The sequence below is a fragment of the Novosphingobium sp. genome (assembly GCF_019748365.1).
Classification (GTDB): Bacteria; Pseudomonadota; Alphaproteobacteria; order Sphingomonadales; family Sphingomonadaceae; genus Novosphingobium.
This window is the reverse complement of the sequence record NZ_JAIEPN010000144.1, coordinates 1-16,174: the sequence shown is the minus strand read 5'-3', so window position 1 is coordinate 16,174 and position 16,174 is coordinate 1. Positions and strand designations below refer to the sequence as shown.

General features: G+C 61.1%; 18 protein-coding genes and 1 pseudogene. 6 read left to right on the top strand and 13 right to left on the bottom strand.

All coding sequences use genetic code 11. The annotated features are described in order from the left end of the window. From K5Q19_RS16300 to K5Q19_RS16275, 6 genes are all read right to left on the bottom strand, one after another. A partial coding sequence (locus K5Q19_RS16300; protein ID WP_292947380.1) for a PAS domain S-box protein occupies positions 1 to 1,217 on the bottom strand: 1,217 nt, incomplete at its 3' end. Between the two features lie 21 nt (positions 1,218 to 1,238). Continuing rightward, positions 1,239 to 2,342, bottom strand: coding sequence for a copper resistance protein B (locus tag K5Q19_RS16295; protein ID WP_292633119.1), 1,104 nt, complete (start codon positions 2,340 to 2,342; stop codon positions 1,239 to 1,241). Beyond that, positions 2,339 to 4,264 (bottom strand): copper resistance system multicopper oxidase, encoded by a 1,926-nt coding sequence (locus K5Q19_RS16290; RefSeq protein WP_292633117.1) that lies wholly within the window; start codon positions 4,262 to 4,264, stop codon positions 2,339 to 2,341. Before K5Q19_RS16290 ends, K5Q19_RS16295 begins: the two co-directional genes overlap by 4 nt. Before the next feature lie 66 nt (positions 4,265 to 4,330). Beyond that, positions 4,331 to 4,897 carry an RNA polymerase sigma factor gene (locus K5Q19_RS16285; protein WP_292633114.1) on the bottom strand — a complete coding sequence of 189 codons (567 nt, stop codon included), beginning with the start codon at positions 4,895 to 4,897 and terminating at the stop codon, positions 4,331 to 4,333. Beyond that, positions 4,894 to 5,328 (bottom strand): periplasmic heavy metal sensor, encoded by a 435-nt coding sequence (locus K5Q19_RS16280; RefSeq protein WP_292633113.1) that lies wholly within the window; start codon positions 5,326 to 5,328, stop codon positions 4,894 to 4,896. The genes K5Q19_RS16285 and K5Q19_RS16280 overlap by 4 nt, the downstream gene beginning before the upstream one ends. A gap of 1 nt (position 5,329) precedes the next feature. Next, positions 5,330 to 5,602: a hypothetical protein gene (locus K5Q19_RS16275; RefSeq protein ID WP_019053901.1), complete on the bottom strand. Its 273-nt coding sequence runs from the start codon at positions 5,600 to 5,602 to the stop codon at positions 5,330 to 5,332. 137 nt (positions 5,603 to 5,739) lie between these two features. Here K5Q19_RS16275 and copC point away from each other — a divergent pair, with 137 nt between their 5' ends. The 6 genes and pseudogenes from copC to K5Q19_RS16245 all read left to right on the top strand — a co-directional run bounded on the left by copC (position 5,740) and on the right by K5Q19_RS16245 (position 11,501). Further along, positions 5,740 to 6,123 carry a copper homeostasis periplasmic binding protein CopC gene (gene copC / locus K5Q19_RS16270; RefSeq protein ID WP_292633107.1) on the top strand — a complete coding sequence of 128 codons (384 nt, stop codon included), beginning with the start codon at positions 5,740 to 5,742 and terminating at the stop codon, positions 6,121 to 6,123. A 4-nt stretch (positions 6,124 to 6,127) separates the two neighbouring features. Next, entirely contained in the window at positions 6,128 to 7,063 is a 936-nt protein-coding gene (copD, locus tag K5Q19_RS16265) for a copper homeostasis membrane protein CopD (RefSeq protein ID WP_292633104.1), read from the top strand. A 109-nt stretch (positions 7,064 to 7,172) separates the two neighbouring features. Further along, positions 7,173 to 9,452 (top strand): annotated as a pseudogene (locus tag K5Q19_RS16260) (heavy metal translocating P-type ATPase); the annotation flags it as partial. 73 nt (positions 9,453 to 9,525) lie between these two features. After that, positions 9,526 to 10,260 (top strand): PepSY domain-containing protein, encoded by a 735-nt coding sequence (locus tag K5Q19_RS16255; RefSeq protein ID WP_292633101.1) that lies wholly within the window; start codon positions 9,526 to 9,528, stop codon positions 10,258 to 10,260. Continuing rightward, positions 10,257 to 11,054: a hypothetical protein gene (locus tag K5Q19_RS16250; protein WP_292633097.1), complete on the top strand. Its 798-nt coding sequence runs from the start codon at positions 10,257 to 10,259 to the stop codon at positions 11,052 to 11,054. The genes K5Q19_RS16255 and K5Q19_RS16250 overlap by 4 nt, the downstream gene beginning before the upstream one ends. A 63-nt stretch (positions 11,055 to 11,117) precedes the next feature. Next, on the top strand, positions 11,118 to 11,501 hold the full coding sequence (locus tag K5Q19_RS16245; RefSeq protein ID WP_365759894.1) for a DUF411 domain-containing protein: 384 nt from the start codon (positions 11,118 to 11,120) through the stop codon (positions 11,499 to 11,501). Positions 11,502 to 11,524: 23 nt separating this feature from the next. Here the strand turns inward: K5Q19_RS16245 and K5Q19_RS16240 are convergent, their stop codons facing one another. From K5Q19_RS16240 to K5Q19_RS16210, 7 genes are all read right to left on the bottom strand, one after another. Beyond that, on the bottom strand, positions 11,525 to 12,145 hold the full coding sequence (locus K5Q19_RS16240) for a class I SAM-dependent methyltransferase (protein ID WP_292633094.1): 621 nt from the start codon (positions 12,143 to 12,145) through the stop codon (positions 11,525 to 11,527). Continuing rightward, the gene (locus K5Q19_RS16235; protein ID WP_292633133.1) at positions 12,142 to 12,483 is read right to left on the bottom strand and encodes a YnfA family protein; all 342 of its coding nucleotides are present in this window, start codon (positions 12,481 to 12,483) and stop codon (positions 12,142 to 12,144) included. Before K5Q19_RS16235 ends, K5Q19_RS16240 begins: the two co-directional genes overlap by 4 nt. 317 nt (positions 12,484 to 12,800) lie before the next feature. Continuing rightward, a complete protein-coding gene (locus K5Q19_RS16230) occupies positions 12,801 to 14,144 on the bottom strand; it encodes an MFS transporter (RefSeq protein WP_292633093.1) in 1,344 nt (447 codons plus the stop codon). Positions 14,145 to 14,357: 213 nt separating this feature from the next. Next, positions 14,358 to 15,041, bottom strand: a complete 684-nt coding sequence (locus K5Q19_RS16225) for a transporter (RefSeq protein ID WP_292633088.1) — start codon at positions 15,039 to 15,041, stop codon at positions 14,358 to 14,360. A gap of 31 nt (positions 15,042 to 15,072) precedes the next feature. Further along, a complete protein-coding gene (locus K5Q19_RS16220; RefSeq protein WP_292633086.1) occupies positions 15,073 to 15,447 on the bottom strand; it encodes a hypothetical protein in 375 nt (124 codons plus the stop codon). Then, the gene (locus tag K5Q19_RS16215) at positions 15,332 to 15,601 is read right to left on the bottom strand and encodes a DUF190 domain-containing protein (protein WP_292633132.1); all 270 of its coding nucleotides are present in this window, start codon (positions 15,599 to 15,601) and stop codon (positions 15,332 to 15,334) included. Before K5Q19_RS16215 ends, K5Q19_RS16220 begins: the two co-directional genes overlap by 116 nt. Then, on the bottom strand, positions 15,601 to 16,174 hold a 574-nt coding region (locus K5Q19_RS16210; RefSeq protein WP_292947377.1), incomplete at its 5' end, for an efflux RND transporter permease subunit. The genes K5Q19_RS16210 and K5Q19_RS16215, both read right to left, overlap by 1 nt.

Below are 16,174 nucleotides of genomic sequence, written 5' to 3'. Positions count from 1 at the left end.
TTTCGGAGCAAATTGACCAGGACTTGCTGGATCTGGACCTTGTCCACCAATACATGCTTGGCCAGCGGATTAAGGTTCACGAGCGGGCGAACACCACTTTCCTTGGCGCCCGCAAGCGCCAGCTGGGCTGCGTCGTCGATAACTAGGCGCAGATCCTCAACAACCTTGTCGACTTCACCGCGCGCGACAAATTCCCGCAGACGTCTGACAATGAAACCCGCCCGAAAGGTCTCCTTGGCTGCCTCCGACAGGGCCTCCTGAACTATGGCCATCGGGGTGCCTTGAGGATCGGCGAGAATGTCTCTCGTTTCCTCAAGGTAATTGGCAACTGCTGTCAGCGGCTGATTCAGTTCATGCGCCAGGGTGGATGCCATGGTCCCCATCGCGCTGAGCCGCGACACATGGATCAGTTCGGCCTGCAGCTCGCGCATTTTGAGATCGTCGCGTTCTTTCTCAGAGAGATCTCGGATGAAGCCAGTAAAGACGCGGTCTCCGTGATGCCCGGCGACGCCGACCGAGAGATGCATGGGAAAGTCTGTTCCGTCACGACGACGGCCTGTCACAGTGCGTCCGGTCCCGATAATACGAGGCTCTCCTCCTTCTCGGTAATGCCGGATATAGTCGTCATGCCGCTCCTTGTCGGGCGCAGGCATCAGGCAGCTCACATTGCAGCCCACGACTTCACCCTCTTCATATCCGAAGAGACGCTGTGCCGCGGCACTGAAAGACACGATCACTCCGAGCTCGTCGATGACGATCATCGCGTCCGGGACGGTATCCAGGATCGACTGGAGGTGCTGCTCACGCGTGTCATTCGCCGCCCGGATGGCCGCCTCGTGCGTGATATCCCGGGCCATGACATGGAAGCCGTGCAGAGTGCTCTCTTGTTGCAAGGCCGTAATCGTCATTCGCGACAGATATTCTGTGCCCGAGCGCCGTAAACGCCACATTTCCCGCTCGTAGCCACCCTCGCGCGCCGCTGTGGCCAGATCAATATCCGGCAGGCCCGCGGCCTTTTCTTCAGATGAATAGAACAACTCGTGCGAGCTGCCCACGCACTCGGCAGACGCCCATTGGTCCGCTCGATGGCCTTCGCCATTGAGCGCGAGGATCTTTCCGTGCGGATCAAGAATGAGCTGAACGTGCTTCGCCGATTGCGCAAACGCAAGGCGCACAAGATCGCTCAGTTCCGCATTGCCGCCGGCAATTTCATCCATGCCCCTTTGTTCGCCTCCAGATTAAAACCAGAACCGGACGCCCGCCACGAAGCTTGTGGCGTGAACATCTTCCCCGCGAGCCCTCGCGTAGCTGGCTGTGTCTCCAAGTTTGCGGTAATACGAAACGCCAATGTAGGGCGCGAACTGACGCTTGATCTCGTATCTGAGCCGCGCGCCGAGTTCGACATTTGACAGGCCAGAGCCAATCGCGATCTCAGGAATGTCCTGCGCGGAGAAATTGAGCTCGACGCGTGGCTGGAAGATGAGGCGCTGCGAAATGCGCTGGTCGTAATAGCCTTCGACCCGTCCAATGACCTCGCCCTTGTTCGACAGGAAGACGCCGCCTTCGACCTCGAACATCCCGGGAGCCAAGCCCTCAAAGCCGATGGTTGCATAGGTACGGCGCGGCGATGGCCCTATATCCTGTCGGATACCGGCCTGCAGATTGAAGTAGGGGTCGATGGCATGGCTGTACAGAAGTTGCACTTCGCCACTGTCCAGACCACGGCGAAGCTCGCCTTCACCTTCGCTCTTGATCCACAGCCGATTGATGTCGCCGCCGTACCAGGCCTCACCATCCCATCGATAGCCATCACGGCCGCGATGGGCCTGATATTCTGCGATGTTGAGAAGTGCCGCGCCGAAATTGAGCCCCCCACTTTCCTTCATCATTTCCGCATGAGCGCGCGCCATTTCTCCGGGAGGGAATTGACGGTCCGCATAGCGATCCGTTGGGACAGGGGGTGGCGGCGCACTTCCAGGAGGCAATGCCGTGCCCGACATCGCCATGCCTTCTGCGGCCGCTTCGCCTTCCGCAGCTGGCATCGGCATTTCGCCCATCGCCCCATGGTCGATCACGGTGTCGCTTGTTGGTCCGTGGTTCATTTTGCTGTGATCGACCTCAGGTGCCGCAGGCCGGGCTGCAGGTGCCGGGGGTTTCTCGACGGGAGCAGGCGTCGCTCGCTTTGGTTTTGCGGGAGACGCCTTGGCTTTTTTGGGGGCTGCCTTTTTTGGAGCCGGCATTTCCATGCCCGGCATGTTGTCCATCGAATGGTCCTGTGCCCACGCCGGAACGGACAGGCCTAAGGTGGCCGCCGTTATTAATGCTGTGCGAAGCGTGCTCATGCCGCGTCTCCCTTGGGACGGACACTGACAACGCGCATCATGCCAGCATGCATGTGGTAAAGGAGATGACAGTGGAATGCCCAGTCGCCGACAGCATCGGCCGTGAAGTCCCAAGTGGCGATCCCGCCAGGTTGCACGATAACTGTGTGCTTTCTTGGCGCACGGTCGCCATGGCCGGTGACCAATTCGAAGAAGTGTCCATGAATATGGATGGGGTGCGCCATCATGGAATCATTGATCAGATTGACGCGCACCCTCTCGCCTTCGGTGAAAGGGATCGGCTCATGAACGTCTGACATCTTCCGCCCGTCGAACGACCACATAAAGCGTTCCATGTTCCCGGTAAGATGGATATCGAGGCTGCGCGACGGAGCCCTGACGTCGGGATTTCGCTCGAGTGCTATAAGGTCTGTATAAACGAGCACCCTGTGGCCGACATCCTGCAGGCCCTGTCCCCGGTCCCCCATGCGATCGACTGGCATGGGGGAGATTGTCTGGACTCCAGGGTCACGCTTGACTTGCGGCGCATTGCCGAAGTCGCGCATATTCATTGATCCCATCTGGTGGCCTGAATGGTCCGCCATCCCGGACGCTCCATCCATTCCCGCCATGCTGCCATGGTCCATGCTGGCCATCGAGGAGTGATCCATACCCGACATGTCCGCGGGGCCGGATGGCCCACTCGTGGTCCCCATCTCCATCGCCGATCCGGCAGCGGCAGCAGCCGTTGCCAGACCTGCGGACGCGTTCTGTTCAGCGGTTGGGTCGACTCCGCGACCCTTCATGTCCATCCCCCCCATGCCGGGCATGTCCATTCCCATGTCCTTCATCGTCGCCAATGGGCGCTTGCGAAGGGCCGGAACCGCAGCGCTCATGCCTGGGCGCGGAGCCAATGTGGCACGGGCCATGCCGGAACGATCAACGGCTTCGCCGACAAAGGTATAGGCCAAGTCTGCGGTGGGGCGGACGACAACGTCGTAGGTCTCGGCAACGCCGATTTGGAACTCGTCAACATCGACAGGCATGACATTTTGCCCGTCAGCCTGAACAATTTGCAGGGTGAGACCCGGAATTCTGACATTGAAGGTGGTCATGGCTGACGCGTTGATTACCCGCAGGCGCACGCGCTCGCCCGGTTTGAAGAGGGCCGTCCAATTGTCTTCCGGTCCATGCCCGTTGACCAGGAATGTATAGGTCGAGCCGGTCACGTCAGAAATATCGGCCGGATCCATGCGCATCTGACCCCAGTCGAGACGCTCCTTGAGGGGCTGATCCTTCCCTCCGAGCAGGCCTGACAAGGTCTGACGTTGAAAGTTGAAATGGCCCGGATTGGCCTTCAGCCTACGGAAGATCGCAGCAGGAGTAAGCGGGCTATGATCCGCAAGCACTATGACATGCTCCCGGTCAAATTGGACAGGATCCGCCCCCGCCGGATCGATCACGATCGGTCCGTAATGGCCTTCCTGTTCCTGCAATCCCGAGTGGCTGTGGTACCAGTAAGTGCCGTTTTGCTTTACATCGAACTCATAAAGATAGCTTCCGCCTGGCTTGATCCCGGGAAAGGATACCCCGGGCACGCCATCATGTTCCGGAGGAACGAGCAGACCGTGCCAGTGGATCGAACTGTCTTCCTCAAGCTGGTTGTGGACGTGCAACCGCACCCGCTGACCTTCGCGCAGCCTGATCAGGGGCGCTGGAACCGTGCCGTTCACACCGATTGCGCGGAACGCCTTCCCGTCAATCATCATCGATTGGCGGGCGATTGTCAGCTTGATGTCTTCACCGCTGACGGTGGGAAGCGGCGCTGCGATGCCGGAGGATACAGGTTTGGCCCAGGCCGGAAAGAAGGAGGCAAGTGCGATACCCCCTCCCACCAGCGCTGATCCACGAAGGATATCTCTACGTCCGACGATTGTCGTCATGGGGGTGTTTCTGCCTATGGGGTTTGGAGCCACTGCAAATGAATACGCACCCCGATGCTCAACCCCTCAAACTTTTTTGAGTTTGTCCATCAATCGCGCCCGCGCCCGATAAACCCTCGCTTCGACGGCCTTCTCGCTCAATCCGAGGATCTGTGCGGTTTCCGCCTGTGTGTGCGCATCAATGGTCCGGAGGATGAGGGGTTCGCGCAATGAAGCGGGCAATTCGGAAATTGCCTTCAGGATCACTTTTAATTCGGATCGGTCGGAGGCCGCTATGTCAGCTCCTGGAGCCGGATCAGCCACCTCTTCAGCTTCCGTCAAAGGGGCTGCTGCAAGCATAAACCTGCGCACCAGCGCACGCCGCCTCCAGTCCTTGCACTTGTTCAAAGCAATACGAGCCAGCCATTGCTTGAAAGGGCGCGCCCGATCGAAGCGGTCAAGGGCGCCAAACGCCGCGATGAATGCCCCCTGTGTGACATCCAGGCTTTCATCCGCATCGCCGATCTGCGCGCGAACAAGCCTGTACACCCAATCACGATGCCGGCGGACAAGCTCGCTACAAGCGGTCTGGTTTCCGCCGATGGCTAACGAAGCCAAGTCCTGATCTTCAAGCTCAGAGAGTTGCCCTGTCACCGCTCCCTGCCTGTGAGCGCCTTGACGATCGCCCGATCAAATTTGGACGCCTGTTCCGGGGTCAGGACGGATCGCATCGCAAAGATATGTTCAAGCGTTTCTTTCTGCATCTGCCCCATCGCATCGTGCGACCGGTCGATTGCCTCGGACACCTTTGGGCCATATCCATGCTCGGACTCGATCGCCTCGGCGAGACGTGCGTTGTCCGCGCGAAGTTCCAGTTCCAAAGCCTGGCGACGCACCGCAAAACGCTGCTCGATTACTTCGATCTGCGCTTCCTGTTTGGCATCGAGTTCGAGTTGGTGGTGCAGCATCTCGTGCAACTCGCTTTCCGGCGAGGCAGTTCGGATCAAGGCCTGACCCGCAAGTGCCCCGATAACCGCGAATGCGAATGCAACAAGCGCGAAAACGAGGGTCTTTCGCCAAGCCATTTCAGCGCGACATCAGCAAGGTTGAAGGCGCCAAAGCGGCCGGAACGCCGAGAGGGGAAATGGGTGCGGCGTCGGCAGGTGCACCGGACAACATCGAACCACCAACCCCGATGAACAAAGCGATCGCTGCCGCGAGGCTGAGGCCCGTACGGTTGATGGGAACGATGGCCCGCCGTCTGGCGAGCTCCGTCATGACCGCGTCGTCGATCAACGCGAGGCGCGCGGGCGGCGGCTCGTTGCGCAGTCGTTCCAGAAGTTGATCAAGGTCCGTCATGGCTCATTTCTCCCATATCCATGGTTGAATACGCAGCAAAGGTGAAATGCCCTCATATGGACGCAGAAATTTTTGAGGGGTGTCCAAGCGCGGCGCGTATTCAACACGGGCAACCTGAGCCCGCGAAGGAGCCATTCATGAAAAAGTTTCGCAGTTTGATTGCAAGCGTCCTGGCCGCCGGAGCCGCGATTGCCACGCCGGCGCTCGCCCATCCGAAGCTCGTGACGGCACAGCCGGCCGACAAGGCCGCCACCGCCCCGACCAATCGCATCACCCTGACGTTCAGCGAGCCCCTTGTTGCCGCTGTTTCGGGCATGGAAGTCACGATGACCGGCATGCCAGGCATGCCCAACCACAATATGAAAATGACCGGATACAAGACCTCGGTCAGCGAGGATGGCAAGACCCTGGTCGCTACATTCGGGCGGCCCCTCATGGCAGGAACTTATAGCGTGCAGTGGCACGTCGTCTCGAGCGATACGCACCGCATCAACGGCACTCTCGCTTTTACTGTGCGCTGATCGCGTGGAGGACTGGGGGATCATAGCCCTGAGATGGGCGCTGTTCGTAAGTCTTGGCCTATTGTTCGGGCTGACCGCATTCAAGCGCCTGTCACTCGGCAGTGATCGCCCGTCCGATGCAAATGTCCGACATGCGGTGGCATTGCTGATCGTCGCAGCTTCGGCGGCGGCGCTGTCGGTTCTTGGCTTCGCCGTGCAAGTCAGCAGCATGGCCGGTGTACCGTTTGCCGAGGTGGACAAGGCCACTGTTCAATCCCTGCTTGGGGAAACAGCTCTAGGTCTGGCACTCAAGGTCCGCCTCGCCGCTCTATTGGCAGTGATTATCATGGCTGTTGCAGCCGCCCTGTGGCGTTTGTCCAGTTCGGCGGCCCAGGCATCGGCAAGCGGGGTGGCTTTGGCCACCCTAACCTGGTCCGGTCACGGTGCAGCGACCGATGGGACGGTCGGATGGGTACATTTGGCAGCCGACATACTTCACCTCCTCGCAGCCTCCACCTGGATCGGCGCATTGGCAGGATTCTTGTGGATGCTGTTTCGCGCGGGAAGTGGTCAAGTTGACGAGGCAAGGCAGACGTGCAGGGTGCTTGCCGACTTTGCAACTGTTGGATCTTCATTGGTTGTGATTTTACTGCTGACGGGTCTCGCAAATGCTTTTTTCATTTTGCGCGACGGAGATCCCTGGGCCGCTTTGGCGGCACCTTATGGCCAGTTGCTGGCCCTGAAAATGGTCTTGTTTGTGGGCATGCTCGGGTTGGCCGGAGTGAACCGGTTGCGGCTCACGCCGGCCCTCTCCGCAGCCGTCGAGAATGGTGATCCTGAGCGAGCGCTAAAGCCGCTGCGACGGAGCATTGTTCTGGAATTTGGCTTGGGGATCGGGATACTGGTCCTGGTAGCATGGCTCGGGACGTTGGCACCGAACACAACGCCGGTAGCATCGTGATGCCTTCTGATGAGCGCGGCAGCTGGAGAACAGACACATGACTCCTAATCACTCTGGCGGCCATCAGCATGGCGACAATGGACTCGCTGCAAATCACCAACCGGTTTCTGTACGTGATCCTGTTTGCGGAATGACTGTCGATCCGTCCGTGACCCTTCATCATGCACATCATGGTGATCAAGAGTGGCACTTTTGCAGCGCCAAGTGCCGCACCAAATTTGTTGCTGATCCCGAGCATTACCTGACACCGCCCGAGCCCGTCGATGCGCCTGCTGGGACGATCTGGACCTGTCCGATGCACCCCGAGGTGCGGCAGGATCACCCGGGGGCTTGCCCTATCTGCGGCATGGCACTTGAGCCTGCCGAAGTCGGTCTCGACAGCGGGCCCAGCCCCGAACTGATCGACATGACCCGGCGGTTCAAGATCGGCCTTATACTGGCGCTGCCCGTGCTGGTGCTGGAGATGGGCGGCCACATTTTCCCCGCGCTTCATCACATCGTACCGATGCGGCTCTCGACCTGGATCCAACTCGTGTTGGCGACGCCGGTCGTGCTTTGGGCGGGTTGGCCCTTTTTCGTGCGGGGTTGGGCATCGCTCAAGACCCGAAACCTCAACATGTTTACCCTGATCGCGATGGGCACCGGGGTCGCATGGGTCTACAGTATGTTCGCGGCGCTTGCGCCTGAGTTGTTCCCACCGGCGTTCCGCAATGCCGATGGCAGTGTTGCTGTCTATTTCGAAGCCGCCGCGGTGATCACCGTGCTGGTTCTTTTGGGCCAGGTTCTGGAACTCAGGGCCCGCGAACGCACTTCTGGCGCAATCAAGGCATTGCTTGGCCTTGCACCCAAGACCGCGCGCCGCCTTCTTGCCGATGGCAGCGATGAGGAGGTCAGCCTCGAAGCTATAGGGTTCGGTGATCGCTTGCGTGTCCGTCCTGGCGAAAAGGTGCCTGTCGACGGAATTGTCGAGGACGGCCGCTCGTCGCTTGATGAATCCATGGTCACCGGCGAATCCATGCCGGTCACCAAGGCCAAGGGCGATAATGTCATCGGCGGCACGCTCAACCAGACCGGTGCACTGGTCATCTCCGCGACCAAGGTGGGCCGGGACACGATGCTCGCCCGCATCGTCCAGATGGTCGCCGAAGCCCAGCGCTCGCGTGCGCCGATCCAGCGCATGGCCGATCAGGTCTCGGGCTGGTTCGTGCCTGTGGTGATCGCTATCGCCGTTCTTGCCTTCGTGGGATGGGGCATTTGGGGACCAGAGCCGCGCTTTGCCTATGGCCTGGTTGCGGCGGTCGCGGTGCTGATCATCGCTTGCCCTTGCGCACTTGGCCTCGCCACGCCGATGTCGATCATGGTCGGCGTAGGACGAGGCGCTGGCCTTGGCGTGCTCATCAAGAATGCCGAAGCGCTGGAGCGCATGGAAAAGGTCGACACGCTCGTTGTCGACAAGACCGGGACGCTCACGATGGGGCGTCCGGCGGTCACCGCGATCGTGCCCTCTCCGGGCCACACGGAAGAGGATGTTCTGCGTCTTGCTGCGGCGGTCGAGCAATCGTCCGAGCATCCGCTTGCGCTCGCCATCGTCGAGGCCGCAAAGGCGCGCAGCCTCGTGCTGGCGCAGGTTGCCGAGTTCGACTCCCCCACCGGGCGCGGCGCTCTGGGCACAGTCGAGGGCAAGCGGATCGTACTCGGCAACGCACGTTTTTTGACGGAGCAGAACATCGACACGGCTGCGCTTGCGGCAGCAGCGGACGATCTGCGACGCGAGGGCGCGACGGCTATCTTTGTCGGCATTGATGGACAGGCCGCTGGTGCCATCGCGATCGCCGATCCGGTGAAGCCGACGACACCCGAGGCACTTGATGCCTTGCGCCGCGAAGGCATCCGCGTGGTCATGCTGACGGGTGACAACCGGACCACGGCAGAGGCGGTCGCGCGCAGGCTCGGGATCGACGAAGTCGAGGCGGACGTTCTCCCCGATCAGAAGAGCGCTGTTGTCGCGCGCTTGAAGAGCGAGGGCCGCGTGGTTGCCATGGCAGGTGACGGCGTGAATGATGCCCCGGCGCTTGCGGCGGCCGACGTTGGGATCGCCATGGGCTCAGGGACTGACGTCGCCATCGAAAGTGCCGGCGTCACGCTGCTCAAGGGCGATCTTATGGGCATCGTTCGCGCCCGCCGCCTGAGCCAAGCGACAATGTCGAACATCCGCCAGAATCTGGTGTTTGCCTTTATCTACAATGCCGCCGGCGTGCCGGTGGCGGCAGGTCTTCTCTATCCGCTGTTCGGCATCCTGCTCTCGCCGATGATTGCGGCGGGAGCGATGGCGCTGTCATCCGTTAGCGTCGTGACGAATGCGCTTCGACTTAACCGGGCCACCATTTGAGCAAGCCGCGACAACAGGACGTCAGATTTTCATGAGATCCCTACGTACCAGAGTGCATTTGACAGCAAGCCGCATGCACAAATGGCTGTCTCTGATTATTGGATTGCAGGTCCTCATCTGGATGACGAGCGGCCTTGTGATGAGCGCATTGCCGATCGAGCGCGTGCACGGAGAACACCTTGTCGATCGCAAGGCACAGCCGCCAATCACGGGTGTTTCGGCGGTGCGTCCACTTGGTGAACTGCTATCCAGAATACCAGGCCCAGTCGAGGAAATCACGCTTCGAATGGGTCAAGGCCGCCTCTTGGCCGAGGCAAAGTCAGGCGGAAGGACCTTTTTGTTTGATCCGTCGACCGGCGCCCGAATGCTACAAATCTCGAAGGATCAGGCTGCCAGGATCGCCCGCGAAAGCTGGAAGGGTGGCGGGAATCCTGAGATCAAGGTCACCGAAGTCGAGAACCTGTCGCCAGAATTTCGGGGGCCGTTGCCGGCTTGGCAGGTCACTATCAACGATACGACACACGTCTATGTTTCAAGAGATACCGGAAGGATTCTCGCGGTCCGTAGCAGCACATGGCGGCTCTACGATTTCTTCTGGAGCCTGCACATCATGGACTGGAAGAACCACCAAAACTTCAACACATGGTGGCTGCTCTGCTTCGCCATCGGTGGATTGATTTCTGGTCTGGCCGGCACCGTCCTGTTGTTTATGCGATGGCCAGTCCGGCGTCGGCGCAAAGTTCTGCGGGGGACTCCGGTCAGCGCGTCCGATCCGCACAATACAGCCGAGGAGTTTACGAGGCCATGAACAGCCCAGATGCGCTTGATCAAAACGGGGCGCCTACGCTTTCCGATCTGGCCAAGGTTCCAGCGGTAACGCTCGGTTTCTGGGTCATCAAGATCCTCGCGACCACGCTTGGGGAAACCGGCGGCGACACGGTCAGCATGACGATGAATCTGGGCTATCTGGTCGGCACCGCGATTTTCCTCGGACTGCTGGTGCTGCTGGTCTGGTGGCAAGTGCAGGCAAGGCGATTTCACCCCGTTCTCTATTGGGCAACCATCATCGCTTCAACGACGGCCGGGACGACCATGGCCGACTATGCGACCCGTTCGATCGGAATTGGCTACACCGGCGGCTCGCTGCTGCTACTCGCCTGCGTTCTGGCCTCGCTCTATGCATGGCACAGAACCTTGGGCACGATCTCGGTGGAAAGCGTCCACGAACCGCGGGCCGAGACATTCTACTGGATCACGATAACCTTCTCGCAGACCCTAGGAACCGCGCTGGGCGATTGGCTGGCTGATACGGGAGGTCGTGGTTATGTCGGAGCCGCAGCCATCTTTGCAGCGATGCTTGCGGTGGTGGCGGTGCTCTTTTTCCGCACCACGATCAACCGGACCATCCTGTTCTGGAGCGCCTTCATATTGACGCGCCCGCTCGGCGCGGCAGTGGGCGATTTTCTCGACAAGCCGGTCGATCATGGCGGACTTGCCTTGAGCAGACCCATGGCGTCGGCGGCTTTGGCTGTCGCCATCGTCGTGCTGATCTTCGCGCTTCCCCAACGTGCCGGAAATCACCCGGCCAATGCAGCTTCATAGTTAGAAGGAAATCCGTCGATGAAAAGACTTGTTCTGGCACTCATGCTTTTCGCAACCCCTGCAATGGCTGCGTCCGACATTGTCATGCACCGTGATCCCGGATGCGGATGTTGCGAGCAGTGGGCAGCCCAGGTGCGTTCCGCGTTCGGACGCAAGGTCAGCATCGTCGATGATGCAAACCGCGCCGCACTCGATGCCCGTTTAGGTTTGCCTGCCTCGCTGTCAGGGTGCCATACCGCAATCATCGACGGTATGGCGTTCGAGGGCCATGTGCCGATTGCTGACATGCGGCGTGCCCTGGCGGCGAAACCTCGCGGTGTTCGTGGGCTCGCGGTTGCCGGAATGCCGCTGGGATCGCCAGGCATGGAAGTGCCCGGCCGGCCGGCGGATCATTACAATGTGGTCGCGTTCGGTCCCGGGGGAACGTATGTCTATGCGCGGCACTGAACAGGTGGCAGTGGACGGCTCGCTCAGCGCTCCTTCCGCAAGCTGCTGAACTGGAACTTCTGGACACTGCCGCCTGGTGTCATGTGGTCGTAGCGACGCTCATCCAGCAGAGTGAAGTCTGGCCCCAGCACTATCCCGATAGTGGCCGCATCGTGGCGGGCGACGGCCAAGTCGCAGCATTTCTCCGGCCCGTCGGGGGCGAAAGTCCCGATGATTGCGACACCACCCGGATTGAGCGCAGAGGTGAGCGCCTTGACATAGGCAGTCTGCTCTTCGGGGGTGGTGAGAAAATGGAAGGCCGCGCGGTCGTGCCAGAGGTCAAACCGCTTGGCAGGCTGCCACTGGGTGACATCACCGACAATCCACTCGGCCGCGCTGGCAAGCGGCCCCAGCCTTGCCTTGGTAATCTCGAGCGCCTGCGCAGATAGATCCAGCACGGCGACGTGGGCATGGCCTAGGGCGAGCAGCGCATCGACCAGTCGCGAAGCACCGCCGCCGATGTCGATGATCGAACCCAGACCGACCCCGGCCGCCTCGATCAGTTCCAGAGAAACCGCCGGGGACTGCTCGAACCAGCTCACGCTGTCGTCGGCCTTGGTCGTGTAGACTTTGTCCCAGTGGGCCTGGCGCGTTTCTGTCGTCAACCGATTCCTGTTCCCGTTCGGCCCGGACCATGGAAAATGATCATGGCGCCCAACAGGCAAATCGCAGCACCGGCCGTGTCCCAGCGATCGGGCCGAATGCCTTCCACCGCCCAAAGCCAGACCAGTGACGCCAGGATGTAGATACCCCCATACGCCGCATATGTGCGTCCCGCCGCTGGCGCTTGGCTTAATGTCAATGCCCAGGCAAAACCAGCAAGCGAGGCCATTCCGGGAAGCAGCCAGAGCGGTGAACGATCAAGCCGCAGCCATGCCCAGAAGGCAAAGCAGCCGCCGATTTCGGCCAATGCCGCAACGAGATACAGGGCCAATTGCTTCATCTGGCATTCCGCTTCTTCCAGAACCTGTGGGACAGACGGACCCGCAACTTTTGCCCACTGTGCAATCAAGGGCAAGGCGCAACAGGCGACGCAGGCTAGGCCGATACCGAACAGGGCCTCCATTCTCATCGCAATAGTCCGTTGCAGTTTGCATGCGAAGGACGGGTCACTGCGATCTCGGATCAGGCTCTGATGCAAATGGAAATTGTAACAGGCTACCGTTCATGAAATGCTCAGCGGCGCCGTGGGTAGCGCATTTGGCTACACCATCTTGACCATCCGCTGTTCCGAGGCGGTCGGCTAACTGCCTGAAATGGTCAGGCCGTGCGCGGCCAGTCAGGGTGAATGTCATCGATCACAAAGGCATGGGCCGTGGATTGGCCGAGGCTATGATGCTCGCGCAGATGGACATGGTCTGGCGGCAGGTCGTCATGGCTGTGCGCGAGCGATTCGGGCTCGTGCGACGGCCAGAGCCATAGGGCTGCGACCGTTCCAATCCCCGCGACCAGCGCCAGCACAGTGAAGGCCGCAACCTGGCCCAGCACGGCACCGATTTGTCCGGCGAGCGGATAGCAAATCAGCCAACAGCCGTGGCTCAGCGCGAATTGCGCAGCAAAGACCGCAGGCCGGTCGTCGGCATTGGCCGAGCGCCGCAACAGCCGGCCTGACGGGGTCACGCTCATCGAATAGGCAATGCCGAGGACGAACCAGCCCGCCAGCAGCAGCGGCCAATAGCCCGCGCCTTTACCAAATATTGCGGTCAGCAGCGCCATGGCCGCCAGACCGGTGGTCAGCAGCGCCGCCGCGCTTAGCATAAGTGTCCGATCGCTGACCTTGTCGAGCAGGCGCGGAATGAACAAGGCAGCGAGCATCGACCCGAAGCCATAGGCCGCAAGTGTGAGTGCCACTTCACGCTGGCCGAAGCCGAGCCCACCGCGCACGATCACTACAGTATTGACGATGACCATCGAACTGGCTGCCGCCGAGGCCAGGCTGAGTGCAAGCAAGCCCTTGAGGCGCGGCGTCTTGAGGTAGATTCGGAGACCCCGTGTTGTCTTGGTCCAGATCCCGCCCGGGCGCGGCTTGGCCGGCGAGCGCGGCAATGTGACCGAAACCACCAGCAGCGCCGAGCTGATGAAGCCGACCGAAGTCCCCGCGAACAGCCAGTGAAAACTGATCACCGAAAGCAGGGCTGCCGCAAGGATCGGGCTGACAAGGCTTTCCATGTCATAGGCAAGCCGCGATAGCGACAGCGCGCGGGTATAGTCCCCTTCGTCGGGCAGCACGTCGGGGATCGTCGCCTGAAAGGTCGGGGTGAACGCGGCAGAGGCCGATTGCAGCACGAAGATCAGAACATAGATCTGCCAGATCTGATCGACGAACGGCAGGTTGAGCGCTACGGCGGCCCGCACCAGATCCATGGCGACAAGGAAGGCGCGGCGCGGCAACCGGTCTGCAAAGGCGCCGACCACAGGCGCAACACCGATATAGGCGACCATCTTGATTGCCAGTGCGGTTCCCAGCACGGCCCCGGCGTTGCCTCCGGCGATGTCGAAAGCGAGCAGTCCGAGCGCAACCGTCGCGAGCCCCGTGCCGATAAGCGCGATAACCTGTGCGCTGAGGAGATGACGGTAGGTGCGATTGGCAAGGACGGACAGCATGTTCGTACTCTTGCCCTCGCTACCGGCACCGGGCAAGCACGATAGTTGTTCGCCATATATCTGCCTTGAGAAGCTCGGAAAGTTCATCCGCCCGAATGCGCGGGTGGCGACGAGTTTGGCCATCAGCCCCCCGGTCAGCACCATGCGCAAACCCCAGAGCGTGGTCCTGAGCGTGCGCCGCTCGGCCTAGACTTTTTGCGTCCGGTGGGACCGTCATGCCATGATCTCCTCGATAAGCAGGAGCACGAGGAAGCCGACGAAGAACATCGCACTGATCAGAGGCGAGTCTGGCCTTTCGTGTGCCTCAACCAGCAGCTCTTCGATGACGAGGTAGAGCAGCGCCATCAGGCCGAAGCTCAGGAATCCGGTGATCCATATCGGTGCCAGCAACGCCACCGGCTGCGCGATCAGCGTACCGATCGGCACTAGCACCGCCAGCGCGCAGGTAAGGCCGATCGCCTTTGCTTTGCGATACCGGCCTGCCAGATCGTTGGTCAGGGTCAGGGCCAGAAAAAGCACTTCGAGGGTCAGTGCGACGGCCAGCAGCGAACCCGCCTTCTCGCCCGCGATGAAGGCGAGGCCGAGGACCAAGCCGTCTATTGCCAGGTCGAGCCCGATTGCGGCGAGCAGCGCGACCGGTCCCTTAAACCGGCTTTCCGCCGCCTTCAGGCCGAGCATCACGGCGACGCCCAGCGCCCCACCGATCAGCGTTGCCGTCGGAGAACCGCCGTGCATCACCAGCGGCAGGATCTCTGTCGCAGCGGCGGCGAACACCACGCCGGCCGCGAGGTGTTGCATGGCCGCGACCAGCTTCTCACCGGGCGTGCGCCATCCGGCGACCAGCGCGCCGATGATGATCGCGATCATCGGGATTAGGGAAAATTTGAGCGCTGCCATCGTCAACGCCTCTCGGTGCCGGGTTGGTTGGTCACAAGCTGGTTGCCTTCCTGCACAGGACCGAACGCTTGTCCGCTTCCTCGATCTTGATTTCGTTGCCTGAGAAGGTAGCGCTCATCGTGTCGCCGACATATTGCAGCCCGGGTGCCGGCGCAGTCAGGACGATCGGCGCCGCCTTCGCATCGCGGCGCAGTTCGAGCGCCAGGCCGTCATTCTTGAAGTCGATGAGGAGCGCGCGATTATCATCGCACTGATACGGGTGACGTCCCGGCGTTCCGCTCCCGTCCCCGCTATCGCTCGCGTGGATCTCCTGTTCGGTAGGTGCCTCCTTGCGAGGCTGTTCTGAACAACCCGATGACACCAACACAATGCACAGGCTGGCGATCCCAATCCGCAAGGGCTTCATTTGTACCTCTCCCGATCAGTGCTTCAAGCACCGTAAATTCCGCCATCTTCCGATCTTGCGCCATCGAGGCGACATACTCGAAGACCTTGCGATCGCCGACATAGGCAGGTTCATCTATATAGATCCGCAGCAGTTTCCGGGCCGGTTCTCCCATCATGCTTCTCCGTTCAGGGGGCCGGGTTCATCGCCATGCGGCGTGCTCGCCCCTTGCTCATTCTGACGCTCGGTTCGCCCGAGGATGACCTTGGCAATCGCGGGCAGCACGAACAGTGTCAGGATGGTGGCGGCGACGAGACCGCCGATCACCGTGACGGCGAGGGGCTTCTGCACCTCCGCGCCGGTTCCGTGGGCGAGCGCCATCGGCACGAAGCCGATCGCGGGCACGAACCCGGTCATGATGACCGCTCGCATCTTCTCGGCCATGCCGTGGCGGATCGCTTCCACCACCGGCATCCCGGCTTCGCTGCTCTCCCGGATCGCGGACATCACCACGAGGCCGTTCAGCACCGCCACGCCGGCAAGGCAGATGAACCCGACCGCGGCCGACACCGAGAAGTTGATGCCGGTCAGCAGCAGGGTGAACACGCCACCCGCCAGACCAAGCGGCACCGCCAGGAACACCGACGCGGCCCTGCCGAACCCGCCGAGCGCCATGTAGAGCAGCCCGAAGATCAACAGGAAGCAGAGCGGCACGACGATCGACAGCCGCGCCGACGCCGCCTGCAGG